General features: G+C 75.7%; 17 protein-coding genes. 13 read left to right on the forward strand and 4 right to left on the reverse strand.

Translation table 11 applies throughout. The features are described 5' to 3' along the window. Positions 1 to 292: 292 nt before the first annotated feature. From IHE55_RS07235 to IHE55_RS07270, 8 genes are all read left to right on the forward strand, one after another. Complete coding sequence (locus IHE55_RS07235; RefSeq protein ID WP_372442637.1) at positions 293 to 1,027, forward strand: SCO2322 family protein; 735 nt, start codon at positions 293 to 295, stop codon at positions 1,025 to 1,027. Then, positions 1,024 to 2,601 carry a CbiQ family ECF transporter T component gene (locus IHE55_RS07240; RefSeq protein WP_232265484.1) on the forward strand — a complete coding sequence of 526 codons (1,578 nt, stop codon included), beginning with the start codon at positions 1,024 to 1,026 and terminating at the stop codon, positions 2,599 to 2,601. Before IHE55_RS07235 ends, IHE55_RS07240 begins: the two co-directional genes overlap by 4 nt. Next, positions 2,598 to 4,214 (forward strand): ABC transporter ATP-binding protein, encoded by a 1,617-nt coding sequence (locus IHE55_RS07245; protein ID WP_197988273.1) that lies wholly within the window; start codon positions 2,598 to 2,600, stop codon positions 4,212 to 4,214. The genes IHE55_RS07240 and IHE55_RS07245 overlap by 4 nt, the downstream gene beginning before the upstream one ends. A 134-nt stretch (positions 4,215 to 4,348) precedes the next feature. Then, entirely contained in the window at positions 4,349 to 5,305 is a 957-nt protein-coding gene (locus IHE55_RS07250; protein ID WP_197991844.1) for an ECF transporter S component, read from the forward strand. A gap of 506 nt (positions 5,306 to 5,811) precedes the next feature. Further along, positions 5,812 to 6,237, forward strand: coding sequence for an aggregation-promoting factor C-terminal-like domain-containing protein (locus IHE55_RS07255; RefSeq protein ID WP_307826546.1), 426 nt, complete (start codon positions 5,812 to 5,814; stop codon positions 6,235 to 6,237). Between the two features lie 742 nt (positions 6,238 to 6,979). After that, on the forward strand, positions 6,980 to 7,600 hold the full coding sequence (locus tag IHE55_RS07260) for a DUF6230 family protein (protein ID WP_197988274.1): 621 nt from the start codon (positions 6,980 to 6,982) through the stop codon (positions 7,598 to 7,600). Continuing rightward, positions 7,591 to 8,313, forward strand: coding sequence for a DUF6114 domain-containing protein (locus tag IHE55_RS07265; protein ID WP_197988275.1), 723 nt, complete (start codon positions 7,591 to 7,593; stop codon positions 8,311 to 8,313). Before IHE55_RS07260 ends, IHE55_RS07265 begins: the two co-directional genes overlap by 10 nt. Before the next feature lie 60 nt (positions 8,314 to 8,373). Further along, the gene (locus IHE55_RS07270) at positions 8,374 to 9,075 is read left to right on the forward strand and encodes a hypothetical protein (protein ID WP_197988276.1); all 702 of its coding nucleotides are present in this window, start codon (positions 8,374 to 8,376) and stop codon (positions 9,073 to 9,075) included. A 264-nt stretch (positions 9,076 to 9,339) separates the two neighbouring features. Here IHE55_RS07270 and IHE55_RS07275 read toward each other — a convergent pair whose 3' ends face one another. Both IHE55_RS07275 and IHE55_RS07280 read right to left on the reverse strand, forming a co-directional pair. Further along, on the reverse strand, positions 9,340 to 9,888 hold the full coding sequence (locus IHE55_RS07275) for a superoxide dismutase family protein (protein WP_307826861.1): 549 nt from the start codon (positions 9,886 to 9,888) through the stop codon (positions 9,340 to 9,342). Between the two features lie 68 nt (positions 9,889 to 9,956). Then, on the reverse strand, positions 9,957 to 12,290 hold the full coding sequence (locus IHE55_RS07280; protein ID WP_197991846.1) for a bifunctional glycosyltransferase 87/phosphatase PAP2 family protein: 2,334 nt from the start codon (positions 12,288 to 12,290) through the stop codon (positions 9,957 to 9,959). 630 nt (positions 12,291 to 12,920) lie between these two features. Between IHE55_RS07280 and IHE55_RS07285 the strand changes: the two genes are divergently transcribed. The 3 genes from IHE55_RS07285 (at position 12,921) to IHE55_RS07295 (ending at position 14,920) form a co-directional block, all read left to right on the forward strand. After that, positions 12,921 to 13,295, forward strand: coding sequence for an antibiotic biosynthesis monooxygenase family protein (locus IHE55_RS07285; protein ID WP_197988278.1), 375 nt, complete (start codon positions 12,921 to 12,923; stop codon positions 13,293 to 13,295). A 249-nt stretch (positions 13,296 to 13,544) separates the two neighbouring features. Further along, positions 13,545 to 13,784, forward strand: coding sequence for an antitoxin (locus tag IHE55_RS07290; RefSeq protein ID WP_197988279.1), 240 nt, complete (start codon positions 13,545 to 13,547; stop codon positions 13,782 to 13,784). Between the two features lie 692 nt (positions 13,785 to 14,476). After that, positions 14,477 to 14,920 carry a GNAT family N-acetyltransferase gene (locus tag IHE55_RS07295; protein ID WP_232266043.1) on the forward strand — a complete coding sequence of 148 codons (444 nt, stop codon included), beginning with the start codon at positions 14,477 to 14,479 and terminating at the stop codon, positions 14,918 to 14,920. A gap of 180 nt (positions 14,921 to 15,100) precedes the next feature. Here IHE55_RS07295 and IHE55_RS07300 read toward each other — a convergent pair whose 3' ends face one another. Next, entirely contained in the window at positions 15,101 to 17,200 is a 2,100-nt protein-coding gene (locus tag IHE55_RS07300) for an MDR family MFS transporter (protein ID WP_197988281.1), read from the reverse strand. A gap of 912 nt (positions 17,201 to 18,112) precedes the next feature. On the opposite strand from IHE55_RS07300, the gene IHE55_RS07305 reads away from it, so the two are divergent. Both IHE55_RS07305 and IHE55_RS07310 read left to right on the forward strand, forming a co-directional pair. After that, positions 18,113 to 18,790: an HAD family hydrolase gene (locus IHE55_RS07305; protein ID WP_197988282.1), complete on the forward strand. Its 678-nt coding sequence runs from the start codon at positions 18,113 to 18,115 to the stop codon at positions 18,788 to 18,790. 612 nt (positions 18,791 to 19,402) lie between these two features. Continuing rightward, entirely contained in the window at positions 19,403 to 20,071 is a 669-nt protein-coding gene (locus IHE55_RS07310; RefSeq protein ID WP_197988283.1) for an HNH endonuclease family protein, read from the forward strand. Positions 20,072 to 20,425: 354 nt separating this feature from the next. Here IHE55_RS07310 and IHE55_RS07315 read toward each other — a convergent pair whose 3' ends face one another. After that, positions 20,426 to 20,953, reverse strand: a complete 528-nt coding sequence (locus IHE55_RS07315; RefSeq protein WP_197988284.1) for a DUF1648 domain-containing protein — start codon at positions 20,951 to 20,953, stop codon at positions 20,426 to 20,428. Positions 20,954 to 21,366 lie beyond the last annotated feature (413 nt).

Genomic DNA, 21,366 nt, shown 5'->3' on the forward strand with positions numbered 1-21,366 from the left:
GCCCCCGCCGTCCCCGGGCACCGGGCCCCGCCGGGCGCGTCCGCGGCCAAAGACCGCACTCGCGGGATCCGGACTCGCGGAATCCGCACGCGCGGAGGCCGGACGGCCGGGTGCGGTTCGCGCCGCGTCCACCGCCCGTACCCCGGTGTCCCCCGGTCCGGCACCGGCCGCCTCCGTACCCGGTGGTGACTCCGCAGCCGGTGGTGACTCCGGACCCGGTGGCGACCCCGTACCCGGCGCGCCGATATCCGGTGGCCCCGCGTCCCGCACGTCCCGCTCGGGACGCACCCCCGTGCCCGGTGTGCCCGGGTCGACGGCCCGGCGGCGGCTGCCGACCGCGCTGCCGGCGGGGCTGGTGACCGGGCTGGCGACGGTGCTGCTGGTCCTGCTCGGGGCCGCCCCCGCGCAGGCCGCCGACGGTTACCGCTACTGGTCCTACTGGGAGCGGGACGGCGCCCGCTGGACCTATGCCCTCCAGGGGCCCGGCACCGCCCGGCCCGGCGACGGGGACACCGTGGGCTTCCGGTACGCGGTGAGCGAGGACTCGCCCGACGCCGCCCGGCCGCGCGGCACCGCGTCGTTCGAGGCGATCTGCGGGGGCACCCCGGAGCGGGGCGGCGGCAAGCGGGTGGCCGTGGTCATCGACTTCGGCACGGCCGCCGACGCGCCCGGCGGGGTGACCCCGCCGAAGGCCCGCACCGCCTGTGCCCGGGTCGGCTCGGGCGCCACCGCCGCGGACGCGCTGGCCGCGGTCGCGGAACCGCTGCGCTACAACTCCTCGGCGCTGCTGTGTGCCATCGCCGGCTACCCCCGCACCGGCTGCGCCGAGGTGGTCGAGGGCGCCGCCGGCGGTGACGGCGCGTCGGGCGGAGCGGACGGCGGCGCGGACCGCGACCGCGCGGACGCGGGCGCCGCCGCGGAGAAGGAGGAGGACGCCGGCCCGTCGGCCGGCCTGATCGGCGGGGTCGCCGCCGTGGCCGTGCTCGGTGCCGCCGCGGTCCGGCAGGCCCGCCGCCGCCGCGGATGAGCGGCACAACGGCCCGGCGGCGGTGGGCGGAGCGGCTGCGGGCACCCCGGGAGACGCGCCGGACCGCGCTGCACGCCGGTGCCTGGTGGCTGTGGGCGCTGGGGCTGGCGACGGCGGCCTCCCGGACGACCAACCCGCTCCTGCTCGCCCTGCTGATCTGCGTCGCGGGCTATGTGGTCGCGGTGCGCCGGACGGACGCGCCGTGGGCCCGCTCGTACGGCGCGTTCCTCAAGGTCGGCCTCGTGGTGCTGGTCATCCGGCTGCTCTTCGCGTTCTTCCTCGGCTCGCCGGTGCCCGGCACCCGGGTGCTGGTCACCCTCCCCGAGGTGCCGCTGCCGGAGTGGGCGCGCGGGGTGCGGATCGGGGGCCCGGTCACGGCCGAGGGGATGCTGTTCGCGTTCTACGACGGGCTCAAGCTGGCCACCCTGCTGATCTGCGTGGGCGCGGCGAACGCGCTGGCCAGCCCGGCGCGGCTGCTGAAGTCGCTGCCGGGGGCGCTCTACGAGGCCGGGGTGGCGGTGGTCGTCGCGATGACCTTCGCGCCCCACCTCGTGACCGACGTGCAGCGGCTGCGGTCCGCCCGCCGGCTGCGGGGCCGCCCCGACCGTGGGGTCAGGGCGCTGCTCCAGGTCGGGATGCCGGTGCTGGAGGGCGCGCTGGAGCGCTCGGTGGCGCTGGCGGCGGCCATGGACGCCCGGGGGTACGGGCGGACCGCGCGGGTCCCGGCCGCGGTGCGGCACACCACCACGGCGCTCACCCTCGGCGGGCTGCTGGGGGTGTGCGCCGGGAGTTACGGGCTGCTCGCCGCCGAGGGGGCGGGGTACGGGCTGCCGCTGCTGCTCGCCGGGCTCGCCGCCGCGCTGGGCGGTCTGGTCCTGGGCAACCGCCGTTCGGTGCGCACCCGGTACCGGCCGGACCGCTGGGGTGCGCGGGCGTGGCTGGTGTCCGGTTCGGGGGCGGCGGTGGCGGCCCTGATGATCTGGGCCGCCGGGTACGCGCCGGACGCGCTCCATCCGCCCGCGGTGCCGCTGACCGCGCCGGTGCTGCCGCTGTGGCCCGCGGCGTCGGTGCTGCTCGGGCTGGTGCCGGCGTTCGTCGCCCCGGCGCCCCGCCGGACACCGGCGAGCGCCTCCCGCCGGACATTGGCGGACACCGCCCGGCGGTCACCGGCGGACACCTCGCGCAGCTCACCGGCGGACACCTCCCGCCGGACCCCGGCGGACACCTCGCTCCGGTCACCGGCGGACTCCTCGCCGCACCGCCCGGTGTCCCCCGCCGGTGCGGCCCGCTCCGGCCCGTCCGCCGGGTCCGGACCCGGCCGCCCGCCGACGGCCACGCCCACCACGCCCGCCACCGGCCCGGAGGCCGCCGCCATCCACCGGCCTCCCACCGCCGGTCCGCCGCCGCACCCACCGGCCGAGGACCCGCCGCCACGCCCACCGGCCCAGGCGCCGTCCCCGAACCCGCCGGCCGAGAGTCCGTCCCCGAACCCTCTCCCCGGCGGCCCGCACCAGGCACGGGCCGCGTCCCGCGCGCCGGGGGACCGTCCGCGACCCGAGGAGTCCAGGCAGTGATCCGCTTCGAGCAGGTGTCGGTCAGCTACGCCGACGCGCCCGCGCCCGCGCTGGCCGGTGTGGACCTGACGGTGCCCGAGGGCGAACTGTGCCTGCTGGTGGGCCCGTCCGGAGTCGGCAAATCGACTCTGCTGGGCGCCGTCAGCGGGCTGGTACCGCACTTCACCGGTGGCACGCTGCGCGGCCGGGTGACGGTGGCCGGCCGCGACACCCGCACCCACCGGCCGCGGGAACTCGCGGATGTGGTGGGCACCGTGGGGCAGGACCCGCTGGCCCACTTCGTCACCGACACCGTCGAGGACGAACTGGCCTACGGGATGGAGTCGCTGGGGCTGCCGGGCGACACCATGCGCCGCCGGGTGGAGGAGACGCTGGATCTGCTGGGCCTGGCCGACCTGCGCGACCGGCCCATCACCACCCTCTCCGGCGGACAGCGGCAGCGGGTGGCGATCGGCTCCGTACTCACCACCCACCCGCGGGTGCTGGTGCTCGACGAGCCGACCTCGGCGCTCGACCCGGCCGCCGCCGAGGAGGTGCTCGCGGTGCTCCAGCGGCTGGTGCACGACCTGGGGACCACCGTGCTCATGGCCGAGCACCGGCTGGAGCGCGTGGTGCAGTACGCCGACCGGGTGGTGCTGCTGCCCGGCCCGGGCGAACCGCCGGTCACCGGCGACCCGGCCGAGGTGATGGCCGTCTCCCCGGTCCACCCACCGGTGGTCGCGCTGGGCCGCGCGGCGGGCTGGTCCCCGCCGCCGCTGTCGGTGCGGGACGCCCGCCGGAAGGCCGGGGCGCTGCGGGAGCGGCTGGCCGGCCGTACCCCCTCGGCCGCCCCGCCCCTGGCACCGGCCGCCGCCCCGGCGGGCGAGGCGAGCGGGCTGTCGGTGCGGCGGGACGGGGTGGAGGTGCTGCACGGCGTGGACCTGGCGGTGCGTCCCGGCGAGACGGTCGCCCTGATGGGCCGCAACGGCGCCGGCAAGTCCACCCTCCTCGCCACGTTCACCGGGCTCCACGAGCCCTCCGCCGGCACGGTGCGCGCCGGGGGCGTGGTGCCGCACCGGACCCCGCCCGGCCGGCTGCCGCGCCACGTGGGCCTGGTGCCGCAGGACCCGCGCGACCTGCTGTACGCGGACACCGTGGCCGCCGAGTGCGCCGCGGCGGACCGGGACGCGGGCGCCCCGCCCGGCAGCTGCCGGGCGCTGGTGGACCGGCTGCTGCCCGGGCAGGCGGACACCATCCACCCGCGGGACCTGTCGGAGGGGCAGCGGCTGGCGCTCGCGCTGGCCGTGATCCTCACCGCCAGGCCGCCGCTGATCCTGCTGGACGAACCGACCCGCGGGCTGGACTACGCGGCGAAGGCCCGGCTGACGGAGGTACTGCGGGAACTCGCGGCCGACGGCCACGCCGTGGTGCTGGCCACCCATGACGTGGAGCTCGCCGCCGACCTGGCGCACCGGGTGGTGATCCTGGCCGACGGCGAGGTGGTGGCGGACGGCCCGACGGCGGACGTGGTGGTCTCCTCCCCGGCCTTCGCCCCCCAGGTGGCCAAGGTGCTGGCGCCCGGACCCTGGCTGACGGTGCCGCAGGTGCGGCGGGCGCTGGAGGAACCGGCGTGAGCACCACCCCGGGCGGCACCGGCCGCACCTGCGGTACCCACGGGACCGGCGGGACCGGCGGGACCGGCGCGAACGGCGGTTCCGCCGGTCCCGGTGCGATCGACGGCCCCGGCACGATCGGCACGGTCCGCGCGATGGATACGCCCGGCGGGAACGCCACGACCACCGCGAACGGCCGGCCCGGCCTCCTCCGCCGCGGCGGTGGCGGCACGGGCGGACCTCGTACAGGACGCGGCGGAATCCCGGACGGCCGGGTCCGGGCGGTCCGGCTCGGCCCCCGGGCGGTGGCCTCGCTCATCCTGGTGTCGGCGGTCGGGGTGGTCGCCTTCGGCTGGCCGCTGCTCGCCGCGCCGGACTCCGGCCTCGCGCACTCCGCCGACGCCCCCTGGCTCTTCGCCGGGCTGCTGCCGCTGCTCATCGCGGTGGTGGTCGCCACCATCTCGGACTCCGCCCGGGCCTCCGCGCTGCCCGGTGACGACTCCGGCGCGCCGGGCCTGGACGCCAAGTCCGTGGCGATGCTGGGCGTGCTGGCCGCCGCCGGTGCCGCGCTCCGTCCGCTGGGCGGTGGCACCGCCGGCATCGAACCGATGTTCTTCCTGATGGTGCTCTCCGGCCGGGTCCTGGGCCCGGGGTTCGGCTTCGTCCTCGGCGCGGTCTCGATGTTCGCGTCCGCGCTGCTCACCGGCGGCGTGGGACCGTGGATGCCGTTCCAGATGCTGGCGATGGGCTGGGTGTCGATGGGAGCCGGTCTGCTGCCCGGCGCCCGGAGGCTGCGCGGGCGCGGCGAACTGCTGATGCTCGCCGGGTACGGGGCGGTGGCCTCGGTGCTCTACGGCACCGCCATGAACCTCCAGGGCTGGCCCTACCTGGGCGGCATGGCGGCGAGCGTGTCGTTCGTCCCCGGTGATCCGGTGACGGACAATCTGGCCCGCTTCCTGGCGTACTGCCTGGCCACGTCGATGGGATGGGACCTGCCGAGGGCGCTGGTCACGGTGGTGCTCACCCTGACGCTGGGCGGCACGATCCTGCGGGCGCTGCGCCGGGCCACCCGCCGCGCGGCCTTCGCGACCCCCGTCGCCTTCGAGGAGTGACCCGGCCCGGCCGGCGCGGCGACCGGGGAGGGCGCCGCACGGCCGGTCCCGGGACGGCCGCCCCCGGCACGTCCGGCCCGTACGACCGCGGCACCACGAACGCCTCCGACGCGAAAGCGGCGCACGGGCCGGTTCCGGACCGGCCGCCGGCGCGGGAGCGGCGCACGGCCCTGGGGGCCGGCCGGGCCCGGACCCGGCGACCGTGGCGGGCGGTCCCCGGGCCGCCGGGCGGCGCATCGGCTGAGCGGGCGTGCCCGCGCGACTCGTACGTGTGAAGCCTGGCATGCCGCGTCCGGGCGGGTACGACCGCGCTTCGTAGCGGGGGCCGGGGACGGGAGCGCACGGTGCGCGGCGGCACACCGCCGCGCGACCGAGGGGTTCTCCGACCGCAGTTAGTACGTCGCTGAATTGCGGTCAGCTGTCGGGATGTCAACAGTGAGGGTGCCGCCGGGGCGGCCCCTGGTCACTCCGGCGCGGTCCTTGTCGCCTACGGAAGGTGTCACTCCGTGTCCGTTGACCTCAGTCGCAACCGGTCCCTGCCGCTGCGCCGCCGCACCCTCGCGGTCGGCGCGGTCGCCGCCGTGAGCGCCGTCACCCTCACCGCACAGCCGGCCGAGGCCGCCCCGGCGCCCGGCAGAAGCAGCATGATGGCGCGTGAGGTGGCGCGGCGGATGATCCCGGACACCACGCAGTTCCGGTGCTTCAACCAGCTCGTGGAACGGGAGAGCGGCTGGAAGGTGACCGCCGTCAACGCGGCCTCCGGGGCATACGGGCTGCTCCAGGCGGTGCCGGGGTCGAAGATGGCGTCCGCGGGCCCGGATTGGCGCACCAATCCGGCCACCCAGATCAGCTGGGGCCTGGCGTACATGAAGAACCGGTACGGCGGTCCCTGCGGCGCCTGGTCGTTCTGGCGCGCCAACCGCTGGTACTGACGGTCCCTCGGCCCCGGGCGGGACCGGAACCGGGCGGGTCCGGAACCGGATGGAGCCGGTACCGGGCGGGCCCGCGCCGCACGGGCGCGGGCCCCCTCGCCCCGCCCCTCCCGCCCGCCCCGGCCCCTCCCCCGCCGCCCCCGGCGGTGGCCCCCCCACCCCCGCGCCCGCCGCGCGTACCCGACCGTGCCCCCGCCGGACGGACGCCGTCCGCCCCGTCCGGCGCCCCGACCGACCGCGACGCCCCCACCGTCCACCGCCCGGCCGCTCCCCTTCGCGGCCGGGCGGTCCTCCGTCCGGCCGCGCCCCGGCCCGCGCCCCCCGCCCGCGCCCCGGCCGCCGGCGGCCGGGCACCCGGGCCGCCGGGCGCCCCTGGGACCGGTCGGCGGGCGCTCCGCGAGCCCCGGAAAACGCGTTCCCTCCAGAACCTTGCCAGTGCCCGGTGGCATGCTTACTCTCAAGTAAGTCGTCGCGGTTGACATGCTCGACTCAATCTGGTGCGGCGCCCAGCGGAGCCGCGTCCGCCGCACCGGAGCCCGCCGGCCGCGCACGCCAGCACATCGCAGCACCCCGTCGGTGCGCGAGCGCACCTCACTCGCACCGCAACCGGCACGCCCCTCGCACCACCGTTCGGCGCCCATCGGCACACCCGTGCACCACCGGTACGCCGTTCGCGCCGCACGCTCGCTCCCCCCACGCTCAGCCGCAGGGCACTCACGCATGCTTGAAGGGGACATTCCATATGAAGGATGAGCAAGGCAGACATGTCATGGGAAGGGTGAGATGGCGGCGGTTCGCCGCGCTCTCCGTACCCGGTTTCGCCGCCACCGCCGCCCTGGCCGTTGCGCTCGCCAACGGCGCCATCGCCGCGTCGTTCGCGGTCTCCGGGCAGCAGTTCAAGGTCTCCGCGAAGGAGCTCAAGGGGGAGGGCTTCGCACAGTACGGCAGTGTGGACGCCAACGCCCGGGAGGAACTGCTGCCGGTGGCGGTCACCGCCATCCGGAAGGCGAAGATCGACAGCCTGTGCCAGTCGGTCGTCACCCACCTGCCGATCATCGGCGACATCTCGCTGAAGCTGTCGGCCGGCACCGGCGGGAAGCCCGTGGAGGCCACCGACCTCTACATGGACGCCACCGACATCGCCGGTGACGCCAGCTTCAACAACATCGAGATCGGCCGGGACGCCTCCACGCTGGACAAGGGACCGGACGGGGCCCAGGGCATGCAGGACCTGTTCTCCCAGCAGGCGGACGATGTGCGGATCGCCGATCTGCGGACCACCGCCTGGGCCACCACCGCCGGGACGTTCAAGCTCAGCGGTCTCAGCATGAAGATCAGCAAGGGCAAGAAGGAATGCTTCTGAGGTGGCGCCGGTGGCGTAGGAGCCGTCCCTTCTGGGGCGGACTGGTCACCATCGCCGCCGGCGCGGAGATCAGCTCGATCCCCCTGGCCCCGCTGAAGGTGATGGTCCTCCAGGGCGTCACCGGCGTCGTCTCGGTCCTCCTCGGCCTCGTCCTGGTCGTCCTCGGGCTCAGTGCCTGGGTCGCCCCGCAGCACCGGGGGCTGGCCGGCGTGCTGGCGGTCATGGTGGCCGCGACCGCGCTGGTCCTGTCGAACCTGGGCGGGTTCTTCCTCGGCACCATCCTGGGCGTCATCGGCGGCAGCCTCATCTTCGGCTGGCAGCCGCTGCCCGCGCCGGCGGATCCGGACCCACGGCCGGACGCGGCGGGGAAGGGGGGCACCCCGGACACCGGACCGGGGACCCCGACCGGCCGCGGCCGGGGGACGGACCCGCAACCCGACGGCACCCCCGGCCCGGACCGCGAGGGCACCCCCGGCCCGGAACACCAGCACTCCCCCGGCCCGGACCGCGAGCACACCCCGGGACCGGACCTCAAGGGCACCCCGGAGCCGGAGTTCAAGGGCAGCACCCCGGAGCCGGCGCGCACAGCCGCGCCGGAGCACGACCGGGACTCCGGGGCCGGGACGGCGTCCGGCACGGGAGCGGCGCACGGGCCCGGCCCGGCGTCCGCCCCGGAGCCGGCGTCCGGGGCGGGGGCCACGCCCCTCCCCTGACCACCACCCCCCGACGCACCACCCAGCGCACCACCCAACCCTCACGAAGGAGCCGTACCCATGTCCCGCACCCGCACCTTACGAGGCCACGCCCTGCTCGCCACCGGCGCAGGGCTGGCCACCGCCGCCGCCCTCACCCTCGCCGGGACGGCGACCGCACTGCCCACCGGCGCCGCGGCCGCCTCCACCACGGTCACCCCGGCCGGCCACTACTTCAAGGCCACGCTCTCCGGGAAGGCCACCTTCAAGGCCGGTTCGGTGACCGTGACCTGCTCGGTCTCCGTCTCCGCGCCCACCTCGCCGACCGGTACCGACGCCAAGAACCAGATCCCGGCGGCCCCCGGCAACACCAACGCCTCCGGCCCGGTCGGCGGCCCGCTCAGCGCCCCCACCTACAGCTCCTGCACCTCCAGCCTGCCCGGAGTGACCTCGACCGTCACCACCAGCGGCAACTGGGGCGTCTCGGTCCAGAACGGCTCCCCGGTCACGGCCGGTCTCACCATCCCGACCGGCGGTTTCGTCCTCCAGACCAGTGGCCTGGCGAGCTGCACGGTGACCGCGGCGCCCACCTCGGCCGCGACCGTCACCGGCACCTGGACCAACGGCGCACCGTCCAAACTGGCGTTCACCAACGTCTCGGTGCCGGTGAAGGTGGTGGGCGGCTTCGGCTGTCCGACCAGCTCCACGACCTCCACGTTCACCGTCGCCTATGACGTCACCGACGTCACCGATCCGGCCCAGCAGATCACCGTGACCGGCTGAGCGAACGCCCGGGCGCCCCGTCCGACGGGAGCGGCACACCCGCCGCCGGACCGTCGGTGAGGCGACACGCCACCGGGGCGGGCGGGAGGATCTCCCGCCCGCCCCGGCCCGACGCTCCCGGACACCGCGCCCCGGGCCCCGTACGTCCGGACACCACGCCCGGGTCCCCGGTGCGTCCGGGCGCCGGTTGCCGGATCTCACGCTCCGGGCGCCGCGGGTTCCCCGCGCGTCCGGCTCGGCCGTCCCGGGGCCCTGGCGTTGGGATCAGGCGAACGGCACCGTCACACAGGCCAGCCGGGCGCCCGCGGTGCCCGCGTGTCCCTCATGGGTGTTGGTGGCGTGCTCGTGCACCACCACCGAACGCGCGCCCTGCTCCCGGAACTTCCAGTCCACCACGGCCTCGGCCCGGCCGGAGCCGCGCCGGTCGGTGGTGAGGTCGAGCCAGATCTCGTTGCGCGGGTTGGCGTACGCCGGGTCGGTGGACGGCTGCTTGGGGTCCAGCACGTTCTGGTAGTGCGGGCCGGCGTCGGCGGGCAGCGCCCCGCACGGCTTGGTGTGCACGTGGGCACCGAAGGTACGGTTCGCCTGGACCCCCGATATCCGCAGCACGACCCGGGTGCCGCCGTCCGCGGTCGGGTGCTTGAGGACCGTCACCCGGCTGCCCACCGGTACGGAGGCGGTGTCGTACGTCACCGCTTCCTGGGCACCGGTCCCGGACACCGCCTGGTACCTCTCGTGCACCAGCGTCACCGGGCAGTTGGTCCCGCTGGCGGCCGAAACCGAGGCCATCGACACCGCCAGCACTGTGGTCACCAACGACATTTCCTGAGCTCCCGTCTCATCACTCTCATGGGCAAGGGGAATGACGTACGGGCACGACGCTAGCGGGCCGCACCGCCGTTCGAGGGGGAAACGGGGTCCACGGCCGGATCAGGCGCATTCTCCTCGGTCGGGCCACCGCCGGACGCCGCCCGGGCGGGGGCACCGGCCCCCGGTTCACCACCGTCCCCGGCGGTGCCGACCCCCGGTTCACGGCCGACCCCCGCAACGCCGGGGGCCGGTTCGGCACCGTCCCCGACGGCGCGGGCGGCCGGTTGGCGGCCGTCCCCGGAGGTGCCGGTGGCCGGTTCGAGGCCGGCCGCGGGGGTCCCGGCCCCCGGTGCCCGGTCCTGCTCCGCCACGGCGGCTCCGGTTCCGGCGCGTTCGGCCGGCGCCTCGCGCGGCACGGCCGGCGCCTCGCGCGGCACCGGCGGGCGGGGCAGCGCCCGCACCGCCGTGAGAGTGGCGGCGGGCACCTCCCGCAGGGTGAGGTCCTTGTCCGTGCGCGGCGCCCGGCCGGTGCCGGTCAGCAGGTACTGCGCCGCGAAGCCGACGGCCACCACGACCGCGCCGCCCACCGCGTCCAGCAGGTAGTGGTTGCCGGTGCCCATGATCACGGCCACCGTCATCATCGGGTACAGCATGCCCAGCGCCTTCATCCACAGCCTGGGCGCCACCAGCGCGATGATCACGCCGCACCACAGCGACCAGCCGACGTGCAGCGAGGGCATCGCCGCGTACTGGTTGGAGAGTTCGGTGAGCGCGCCGAAGTCCGGGTTGCCGAAGTCCTGCGGGCCGTTCGCGGTGTCGATGTAGCCCAGCCCCGGCATCAGGCGCGGCGGGGCGAGCGGGTAGAGCCAGAAGCCGACCAGCGCCAGCGCGGTGGCGATGCCCAGCGGGGTGCGCGCCCACCGGTAGGCGGCCGGGCGGCACACGTACAGCCAGCCGAGCAGGGACAGCGGGACCAGGAAGTGGAACGTGGAGTAGTAGTAGTTCATGCTGTCCTTCAGCCACGGCGTGTCGGCCACCAGGTGGTTGAAGGAGTACTCGATGTCGATGGACAGCCACTCCTCGACGGCCAGCACCTGCCGCCCGTGGCCCTCGGCCAGGCTCCGGGAGCCGGGCGCGAGGCCGCGTACGGAGGAGTACGCGAAGTAGAAGACCCGGATGAGCATCAGTTCCAGGAGCAGGTTCGGCCGGGACAGCGGCCGGCGGTAGAGGCGCAGCAGCGGTACGTACCGGAAGCGGCTGCGCTCGACGTCGGCGCGGGGGGTGGGCCTCGGGGTGGCCCACAGCGGCGAGGTGCGCGCCAGGAACGGCATCAGCAGCGCGGCGGTGAGCGCGGCCAGCAGCGGCGCGTTGTCCCCGAGCACGTCGTACAGCCGGACGTCGGGCAGCAGCGCGGTGCGGTCCAGCGACATCACCATGATGACGATCACCGGCCACATCAGCCGGTCGGAGCGGTTCCTGCCGACACGGCCGACGGCGGCGAGCAGGATCCACAGCTGCTGGTGCTGCCAGGAGGTGGGCGACACGGCCAGCGCCACACAGCCGGTGACGGCCACCGCGAGCAGCGCCTGCCCGTCCAGGGCGTAGCGCACCGCGCGCCGCAGTCCCAGGGCCGCCACCGCCACCGCCAGCACCGCGAGCAGGGCCAGTTCCGGCGGTCCGTCCAGCCCCAGCCGGAGCAGCAGCCCGTGGAGCGACTGGTTGGACAGGCTGTCGGCGGGCTCGCCGAGCCCGGCCCCGCCGAAGTGGTGGAACCAGTACGTCCGCGAGTCCTCCGGCATCACCGCCCAGGCCGCCCCGGTGCCCACCGCGAAGGCGCCGCCGCCGAAGGCCGCGGCACGGCGGCGCCCGGTCAGCCAGTGGAGGGCGGAGAAGAGCAGCAGCGCGGGCTGGAGCGCGGCGGCCAGACCGGTGAGCAGGCCCGCCTGCCGGTCCGAGGTGCGGCGCAGCAGGGTGAGCAGTACCAGCAGGACCGGGATGATGCTCGCCTGGCCCAGTGTGAAGGTGCTGCGCACCGGCAGCGAGACCGCCATCAGGCTGATCGCCAGCGGCGCGGCCAGCAGCCGGGTGTGACGGGACACCTGGTCGGGCAGTGCGCGGGCCACCACCAGGCCGAGCACCACCAGCAGCAGCAGGGTGCCGAACGTCCACGCCACGCCCAGGCTCTCCTCGGCGGCCCGGGTCAGCGGCTTGAGGACCAGTCCGGAGAACGGGGTGCCGGTGAAGGAACCCCCTTCGTACAGCGAGCCGCTGACGTGCAGCACGCCCCGGTCGCCGATCCAGGTCTCCAGGTCGGTGAGGCGCTCCCCGGGCGGGCGCCGCAGCACCTCCGCGGCCTGACGGGCGGCCAGCAGGCCCGCGAGGAGCCACAGCGCGACCAGCAGCATGCCGGTCCGGGACGTCCGTGTACCCGTCACGGGTCTGGTTCCCGACCCCTCGTCCGGAGTCGTGCCCAGTCCGTTCCGCTCCACGTTCGCCACTCCCCGCCGCTCCCCGGCTCGTCCGTCGTCGTTCGTCGGATCCGCACCGGATGGATCAGACCCTGCTGGGCCTCCTCCTCGGTCGCGGAGCGTCCCTGCTTCACCTGAATGCCGCACAGAAACGGGACGATTCATACCATTTCACCGGGAACAGGACCGACCGACTCCGGCGCGGGCCCGACCGCGGCCCGGCCTTCACGCGGGGAACGAACAGCGACCATCACCCCGGAAACCGGCATTCCGCCAGGGCCCCGGTACGGTAACCGTGTTGTACACGTCCCGGTGCTCTCCGTGACAACGGCGCGCCCTGCGCGGTGGTCACGGTCGGCCCGCAGGACGGGCACCACCGGCCGGAGCCGGGCGTCAGGGATACGGGGCCGGCCCGGGGCGGGACGCGGCCGGGCGGTGGCCGCGGGTGGCACACGGGGTGGGCGGAGCGGCGACGCCGGCGGTCGAGCGGCACCGGTGGGCGGACGCCACCGGCGGGCGGGGCCGGGGCGGGCGGGCGCCGGGCGGGGGTACGGCAGGATGGGCGGCATGAGCATCGTGAAGATCAATGTGCTGACCGTGCCCGCCGAGCAGCGGGAGGTCCTGGAGCAGCGCTTCGCCTCCCGGGCCGGGGCGGTGGAGAACTCCGACGGCTTCGAGTGGTTCGAGCTGCTGCGCCCGGTGGAGGGCACCGACCAGTACCTGGTGTACACCCGCTGGCGCAGCGAGGAGGACTTCCGGGCCTGGATGGAGGGGCCCATGAAGGCCGCGCACCAGGGCGGCGGGAACGCCGGTGCGCAGGGCGGTGGTGAGGGCGGTGCGCAGGGCTCCGGTGAGGGCGCCGCACGCCCCCGGCCCGCCGCGACGGACTCCACGCTGTGGTCGTTCGAGGTGGTCCAGCAGGCGGCCCCGAAGACGTCCTGACCCCATCCGGCGCGGGCGGGGCCGGAATCTTCCGCGAAGTCCCCGGGCCCGTCCCGCCGGCCCCCGGCCGGGCACGGCGCGGGGGCGCGGGGGCCCGTGCGGCAGCAGCCTGGGCGCCGGGGCGCGCGCCCGTGCGGCCGCACTCCACCATCACCCGTTCGGAGTAGCCCGCATCGCCGGGCCCCTTCCGGCGGCGAACCCTGTGAAGGGGGTTCGTCCGAGCCGAGAAGAGTGATTCCCATGGGCCTGATGGACAGCATGAAGAACCTCATGAACAAGGTCAGCGGCACCGCCCGGGAGCACCCGGACCAGACCGGCCGGGGCATCGACCGGATGTCCGAGGAGGCCGACCGGCGCACCGGCGGGAAGTACTCCGGCCACATCGACAAGGGCGCCGACCGCGCCCGCCGGTCCTTCGGCGGTCACGGGGGCGGAGGCCGGCACGGCGGCGGCACCGGCGACGACCGGGGCGGCGGCCCCGCCGCATGACCCGCCGGCCCGCCGCGAGATGGCGGCCCGGGATGGCGGCCTGCCGCGGGACCAAGGCCCGCCGGACACCACGGGGCCGCCGCGCGGGCCGGCGCCTGCCCCGGGCCTGCAGCGCGGGCGGTCACCTGCCCCGATCCGGCCGCGCATGACGGAACCGCCACGGACGACCGGTCCGCGCGCACGGTGACGGCCCGGCTGCGGTTGCGGTTGCGGCTGTGGTCCCGGCTGTGGTTGCGGCCGTGGTTCCGCACCCCGGTGCCCCCGGCAGCGGCTCCGTACCCCGTGGACCCGGGCGGGGCGCCGGGCGCAGGCGCGGGCAACCGAACCGGGGACCGGGCACGGGATATCGGGGACCGGGACCGGGCGCGGAAACCGGGGTCGGCGGCGGACCACCCGCGGTCCCGGTGCGGAAAGCCGGGACGTTGGCACGGGCCTTCCGGGGTCCTGGCGGGCGGGGCCCGGGAAACGCCGGTGCGGGGGTGGGGCCCGGTTGCGAGGATGCGGCCATGACCGATCCCACCACCCGAGCCGGTCGGCACGCCCCCACCACTCTCGACCGTCCGGACCACCCGGACCTCGGGGACCTCCGGGGCCGGGCGGACCTGCCGGGCCCGGACGAGGGCACCGACCACCGCGCCGACGGCTCCTCCTGGACGGTCGCCGACGAGCCGGTGCACTCGCCGGGGGCGGCCATGCTGCTGCGCGAGTACTTCGTCGAGGTGGCCGACCGCTGGTACCGGCTGCACCGGGGACGCGGCGCCACCGCCGAGGAGATCGAGCAGGGCCTCGCCGAACACCACAGCGACGACCTGGTCCCGCCGCACGGGGTCCTCCTCGTGGGGCGGTACGGCGGTGAGCCGGCAGGCTGTGTGGGCCTGCGGCGCCGGGACGACGCCACCGCCGAACTGACCCGGATGTTCGTCCGGCCGGCCCGGCGCGGGACCGGCGGCGGGGCGGAGCTGCTCCGGGCGGCCGACCTGGCGGCCCGCGCGATGGGGGCACGGCGGATCACCCTGGACACCCGGCTCGACCTGCTGGAGGCGCGCGCGCTGTACGCCCGGCACGGGTACGCCGAGATCGCGCCGTACAAGGAGGACCCGTACGCGGAGTGCTTCTACGGCAAGGAGCTGGTCTGACGCCGCCCGGCCGGCCCTCGGGCCGGTATCCCTCCGGGCCGCGCCCTGCGGCACCGGCCCGCCCGTAGCCGGGTCTTCCTGGCGCGGCCGGGACTTCCCCGGCACGCGCCCGGTTCCACGGCCCGGTCGGCGGGAGAGGTGCGTACGGCGCGGCCGTCGAGGTGCGGGCCGCCCGCGGGCTCAGGCGTCGCCGTGGCGCGGGGTGGGCGGCCGCCGGTGGAGGTGGCCCCGCTCGCCGTCGCGCGGCTGCTCGCTGTCGGAACCGCACAGCTCGCGGTTGAGTTCGCGCACCAGCTCGGTCAGGTCGGTGGGGCGGTCGGCCGTCCACCAGTCGCCGAGCAGCTCGGCGAGCGTCTCCTCACGCGCCCGCAGCAGCCGGTCCGCCGCCTGGCGGCCCGGCCCGGTGAGCACCAGGGGCAGCCCCTCCCGTACCGCGAGACCGCGCTCCTCGACCTGCCGGGCGGCCTCGGTCAGCACCCGCAGCGGCACCGTGGTCCGTTCGGCGAGCAGCCGCGGTTCCGCCGATCCGTAGTGGTTGATCCGCAGCAGCAGCCAGCTCGCCGCGGGCAGCAGGTCGAGCCCGGCGCGGCGGGTGATGTCGGCGTACACCCGGCGGCGCCCCTCCCGGCTGCCGAGCAGGGACAGCGCGCGGGCGCACTCGTCGTGGGAGGAGCGTTCCACCGGGTTGCTGGAGTAGACCTCGCTGGTGTCGGGGGCGGTGACCGAGCCGCGCAGCGGTTCCTCGCGCAGGAACCAGGCGAGGACGAAGGCGATTAGCACCACCGGCACCGCGTAGAGGAAGACGTCGGTGATGGAGTCCGCGTAGGCCGTGAGCACCCCGGCGCGCTCCTCGGCCGGCAGCCGGGAGACCGCGCGCGGGTCGCCGCTGAGCTGCCCGGGGTCCACCCCCGGTGGCAGCGGCCGGTCCCGGAGGGCGTCGGCGATCCGGGGACCGAGCTGGTGGGCGAAGACCGTGCCGAAGATGGAGACGCCGAAGGACGCCCCGATGGAGCGGAAGAAGGTGGCGCCGGAGGTGGCCACGCCCAGGTCCTGGTAGGCCACGGCGTTCTGCACGATCAGCACCAGGACCTGCATGACCAGGCCCAGCCCGAAGCCGAACACGAAGAAGGACCCGCTGATCACGGCGTCGCCGCTGTCCACGTCGAGCAGATGGAGCAGCAGCAGGCCGACCGCGGTCACCGCGGTCCCGGCGATGGGGAAGAACCGGTACCGGCCGGTGCGGCTGACGATCTGCCCGGAGCCGGTGGAGGCGAGCAGCATGCCCAGCACCATCGGCAGCATGTGGACGCCGGACATGGTCGGGGACACGCCCTGGACGACCTGGAGGAAGGTCGGCAGGTAGGTCATGCTGCCGAACATCGCGAACCCGATGACGAAGCCGATCACCGAGCAGAGCGTGAAGGTGCGGGAGCGGAAGAGCCTCAGCGGCAGCACCGGTTCCACGGCGCGCCGCTCCACCAGGACGAACGCGGCCAGCAGCACCGCGCCCAGCACCCCGAGGCCGATGATCTGCGCCGAGCCCCAGGCGTAGCTGACCCCGCCGAGCGAGGTCATGAGGACCAGCGCGGCGGCCACCGCGGCGATCAGGAAGGTGCCGAGGTAGTCGATGGTGTGCCGGGTGCGGCGGGCCGGGATGTGCAGCACCGCCGCGATCACCGCGAGGGCCACCGCGCCGACCGGCAGGTTGATGTAGAAGACCCAGCGCCAGCTGAGGTGGTCCACGAAGAGGCCGCCGAGCAGCGGGCCGAGCACGCTGGTACCGCCGAAGACCGCGCCGAACAGCCCCTGGTACCGGCCGCGCTCCCGGGGCGGCACGAGGTCCCCCACGATCGCCATCGACAGCACGATCAACCCGCCGCCGCCCAGCCCCTGGAGGGCGCGGAAGGCGATCAGCTGGGGCATGTTCTGCGCCAGACCGCACAGCGCGGAGCCGACCAGGAAGATCAGGATGGCCAGCTGGTACAGCCGTTTGCGCCCGTACTGGTCGCCGAGCTTGCCCCACAGCGGGGTGGCGGCGGTCGAGGCGAGCAGATAGGCGGTGACCACCCAGGACAGATGGTCCAGCCCGCCCAGGTCGCTGACGATGGTGGGCAGCGCGGTGGAGACGATGGTCTGGTCGAGCGCGGCGAGCAGCATGCCCAGCAGCAGCGCGCCGATCGCCACCAGCAGGGAACTCCTCGGCTGCTCCGTTCCGGGGCCGGGTCCCGTCCCGGACAGGGACTGCCCGGCACCGGAGCCGTTCCGCTCGTCCTGCGCCATCGCCCCTCCTCGGGTCGTCTCCTCGCGGGGCCGGTCCGGAGCGGCCCCGCCCTCCGTACCGGCCCTCTCGCACCGGCGGACCGGCCCGTCCGTCCGCGACGGCGACGACCGGGCACGGAACCCCGCCAGGTACGGAAAACGACCAGGTGCGGAGGCCGACCAGGTACGACACGCCGGGGTCGGTCCGGCCGGATGCCCCGGGGGAGCGTCCCGTCCGCCGGATCCGTCCCGGCCCTCCCGCCATCCTCGCCGCAATACCCCGGCACGGCCCGCCGAGCGGGTCCGTCCGGCGGGCCCGGGTCGGGTGCGGGTCGGTCCGGGCCCGACCTGCCCGTACCGGGCGCACCGGTACGGGGGATCGCCTCACCCAGCGGTACGCGCCCGGGGGGCGTGCGCCGGGGCCGACGGCAACCGCCTCCGCGCCGCGGTCCCGGACGGCAACGGTCCCACGGACGTGGACGGCCACGGCGGGCCCGGACAGCGGACGCCCCACCGGGCCCCGCGCCTCCCACGACTCCTCGATTCCCACGGACCCGTACGGACTCCGGTCGGTCCCCGGACGGACTCGGACGGGTTCGGGGCGACTCCGGTCGCTCCTTCCGGACGGATCAGGGGGCGGCTTGCGGGACGGCTCCGGACCTCCTCGGACGGGCCGGGGCGGACTCAGGGGACGGACTGGGGCGGGCCCGGCCGGGCCGGTGGCACACCCGGCGGCCGGCCCGGCCGTGCGATCCGTTCGAGATCGGACTGGCGTTATCCCCCACCCCCTTTGTATCGTTGAGGAACAAAGTGGTTCCGCCCGCATTCCCTGACCGGCGGGCGGGGCCACCTTGCCTCTCGCGCGGTGCGTTCGACCCGTCCGGTCCGCGCCCACCCGAGCTCGCCCCGCCCCCTGCCGCCAGGAGCCCCTCGATGCCGCCGGCCGCCCCCACCGCTCTCACCATCCGCGCCCTGCTGCTGGACATGGACGGCACCCTGGTCAACTCCGACGCCGTGGTCGAGCGGTGCTGGCGGCGGTGGGCCGTCGAGCAGGGTCTCGACCCCGACCACGTCATGCGGCACGTGCACGGCCGGCAGGGCCACGCCACCATGGCGGTACTCCTCCCGGACCGCCCGGTGGCCGAGAACCTCGCGGACAACCAGCGGATGCTGGAGTGGGAGACCGCCGATGTGGCGGGTGTGGTGCCGGTGCCCGGCGCCCCCGATTTCCTCGCCTCCCTCGCCGGACTGCCGCACGCGCTGGTGACCTCGGCCGACCGCGGACTGTCCACGGCGCGGATGACCGCGGCCGGGCTGCCGATGCCTCCGGTGCGGATCACCGCCGAGTCGGTGGGCGCCAGCAAGCCGGACCCGGAGGGGTTCCTCAAGGGCGCCGCCGAGCTGGGCTTCGACCCGGCCGACTGCGTGGTGTTCGAGGACTCCGAGGTGGGCATCGCGGCGGGCCGGGCGGCCGGCTGCCAGGTGGTGGGGGTCGGGCCGCGCGCCGCCGCCCACGCCCCCGACGTCCATGTGCCGGACCTGACGGCGGTCCGCGCCGAGGGCCTGGCGGACGGCACCGTACGCCTGACCTTCCGGAACGCCACGGCCTGACCGCCCCGGGCACCACCCCGCCGGCCCATGCCCGCCCCGATCCACGGACCGGGGCCGCCCGGCCCGTGGCCCGGACGGCCATGGGGCGGGTGCCTCGATGGCCGGTGTCGCCCACCGTGACGCGCGGCTTCTGCCGTGAGGCCGCCGCGCCTGAGTCAGCCGAATCCGCCCCTCGGCTCCGGCACGCATCTCGGCTTGCCCGAGCGCGGGACCGCCCCTGCTCGCCGGCCCGACCGGTCGGCCGCGGGGGCGGGTCCGTTCCCTCCCGCCGCTCCCCGTGGCCACGCCCGGCGCCGGCGCCCCCACGCGCGCGTCCGCCGGCCGCCGGGAAGCCCCCGGCACGGTGCTCCCCCGTGACCGGCCCGGCCCCGGCCGCCCCTCATCCACACCCGCCTGACGCCACGTCATTCGCCGTGGCGCCCCTCGGGCCATCCACACGGACCGCCCCGTAGCCCCGCATTCCTCACACGATATGAACTGTGAACATCCTCTTGCCTTGACATGGCCGCGTCGTCACGCTGTTACCTGACGCCCACCCCCCAGCAACGTGGCGTCGCCACCATGGCCGGGCACCGCTGGCCATGATGTCCCCCCACTTCCAAGGGAGTTCACATGTTCCGACTCCGCGGCACCGCTGTGCGCCGTCGCCTCTACGCGCGTCGCGTCTCGGTCCTCGGCGGTCTGACGGCCCTCCTCGGCACCCTGTTCCTGGGCGCGCCGACCGCCCAGGCGGCTCCCCCTGCCCCGCCGAGCGCCTCCACCGCCCGTACCTACCTGGCCTCGCTGACCGTGCGCGCCGAGGGCAGCCTGGACGGCTACAGCCGCGACAAGTTCCCGCACTGGATCACCCAGTCCGGCACCTGCAACACCCGCGAGGTGGTCCTCAAGCGGGACGGCACCAACGTCGTCACCGACTCCAGCTGTGCCGCCACCAGCGGCAGTTGGTACTCCCCCTACGACGGAGCCACCTGGCGGGCCGCCTCCGACGTGGACATCGACCACGTGGTGCCGCTGGCCGAGGCGTGGCGGTCCGGCGCCAGCTCCTGGACCACCTCCCGGCGCCAGGACTTGGCCAACGACCTCACCCGCGCCCAGCTGATCGCCGTCACCGACAACGTGAACCAGTCCAAGGGCGACCAGGACCCGGCCGAGTGGATGCCGCCGCGCACCGCGTACCACTGCACCTACGCCCGTATGTGGGTCTGGGTGAAGTACTCGTACGGGCTCACCGTGGACTCGGCGGAGAAGTCCAAGCTCACCTCCGTACTCAACGGCTGCTGAGCCCCGCCGGGCCCTGCCCCGCCCCGGGCCCGCCGCACGGCCTCCCACCCCGGGACCGGCCACGGCGGGCCCGCATCCCCGCACGCGCGGGGAGCACATGCCCTCGTTCCACACGTGCTCAAGAACCCAGGGACCATCCCCGCACGCGCGGGGAGCACAGGTCGCGACCTGCGACTTTACCCGGCTCGTCCCCCCGTTTTCAGCACTTCCGCCGACTCCGGCAAACGCACCTTACGAAATGAACCCGGCACGTCAGGCACGTCGGCGGCCGAGAGTTCGGGACCGCCCAGCCACCCACACGACCGGCCCTCGCAGCACCGCCGCCCCGGGCGCCGGTCCTCCCCAGCGGAGCGTTCAGCGTCTCCGGTCGCGCACGGCTGCGGCGACCGTGAGGACCGTGCCGACGACGAACGGGGCCATCATCGCGCCGAACACCCAGCCGGGCACGTGCGGATCGGACGTGGAGCGCCACAGGATGCCGCAGCCCAGCAGCAGCGAAACGCCGATGAGGGCGTTGAAGAGCAGCAGCACCCGGGCGATCCGGTGCGCCGAGGCGCGGTCGCGGGGCCGGTTGACGAGGGACGCGGAGGCACCGGTGGCGAACGGCCGCGGGTCCGCCTCCGAGAGTTCGTCGCGTGGCGTCACCCGCAGGGTCAGTTCGGCGGAGCCGGCCATCAGCGCGGTCACCCCCGCGTAGACGAAGACCAGGACGAAGGCGCTGCCGATCGACCGGTCCGTCCAGGCGTCCACGCCGTCGACGCCGATGTGCTGGGGTATCCGGTCCGGCAGGTCGCCGTAACGCAACCCGCCCCAGACGCCCATGGTGAGCAGGATGACGGCACTGGGCATCAGCCACAGCCGGACGGATGAGGAGAAGACCATGGCACCGATCATCCGATGCCGAGGCGGGGGCGGAAAAGCAGGTCATCGGCCGTCACGCCGGGAACGGCCACCGTGTGCGGCGCGGGCCGCGCGCGTCGGGTGGGCCGTCACGGCGGTGAGCCACCGACCGACCAGGCAACCACCACGGCGGTGAGCCACCGGCCGACCCGGGAACCGCCGGCGCGGTGAGCCGCCGGCCGTCCCGCCGGCCACCGGCGCGGCGGGCCGAACGCCAACGGCACGGCCGGAGACGGCACCGGACACCCCCGCGATGGCGTGACGCGGCGCACAGTCGCCAACGGTCCGGCCCGGTTCCGGCCGTTCGGGGGGCGGCGGCATGATGGTGCCCTGCCCGGCACTCGGACTTCCGAGGCCGGAGCCCATTTCCTGCGGTGCGCCGGCGTTCCGGCGTG

It is taken from the genome of Streptomyces pactum, assembly GCF_016031615.1.
GTDB lineage: Bacteria > Actinomycetota > Actinomycetes > Streptomycetales > Streptomycetaceae > Streptomyces > Streptomyces pactus.

Bases quoted from the DNA above. Each gene is read 5' to 3' on its own strand.
- IHE55_RS07240 (WP_232265484.1), top strand. From the start codon at position 1,024: ATGAGCGGCACAACGGCCCGGCGGCGGTGGGCGGAGCGGCTGCGGGCA.
- IHE55_RS07250 (WP_197991844.1), top strand. From the start codon at position 4,349: ATGGATACGCCCGGCGGGAACGCCACGACCACCGCGAACGGCCGGCCC.
- IHE55_RS07260 (WP_197988274.1), top strand. From the start codon at position 6,980: ATGAAGGATGAGCAAGGCAGACATGTCATGGGAAGGGTGAGATGGCGG.
- IHE55_RS07265 (WP_197988275.1), top strand. From the start codon at position 7,591: ATGCTTCTGAGGTGGCGCCGGTGGCGTAGGAGCCGTCCCTTCTGGGGC.
- IHE55_RS07270 (WP_197988276.1), top strand. From the start codon at position 8,374: ATGTCCCGCACCCGCACCTTACGAGGCCACGCCCTGCTCGCCACCGGC.
- IHE55_RS07280 (WP_197991846.1), bottom strand. From the start codon at position 12,290: ATGCTGCTGGTCGCGCTGTGGCTCCTCGCGGGCCTGCTGGCCGCCCGT.
- IHE55_RS07285 (WP_197988278.1), top strand. From the start codon at position 12,921: ATGAGCATCGTGAAGATCAATGTGCTGACCGTGCCCGCCGAGCAGCGG.
- IHE55_RS07290 (WP_197988279.1), top strand. From the start codon at position 13,545: ATGGACAGCATGAAGAACCTCATGAACAAGGTCAGCGGCACCGCCCGG.
- IHE55_RS07295 (WP_232266043.1), top strand. From the start codon at position 14,477: ATGCTGCTGCGCGAGTACTTCGTCGAGGTGGCCGACCGCTGGTACCGG.
- IHE55_RS07300 (WP_197988281.1), bottom strand. From the start codon at position 17,200: ATGGCGCAGGACGAGCGGAACGGCTCCGGTGCCGGGCAGTCCCTGTCC.
- IHE55_RS07305 (WP_197988282.1), top strand. From the start codon at position 18,113: ATGCCGCCGGCCGCCCCCACCGCTCTCACCATCCGCGCCCTGCTGCTG.
- IHE55_RS07310 (WP_197988283.1), top strand. From the start codon at position 19,403: ATGTTCCGACTCCGCGGCACCGCTGTGCGCCGTCGCCTCTACGCGCGT.
- IHE55_RS07315 (WP_197988284.1), bottom strand. From the start codon at position 20,953: ATGGTCTTCTCCTCATCCGTCCGGCTGTGGCTGATGCCCAGTGCCGTC.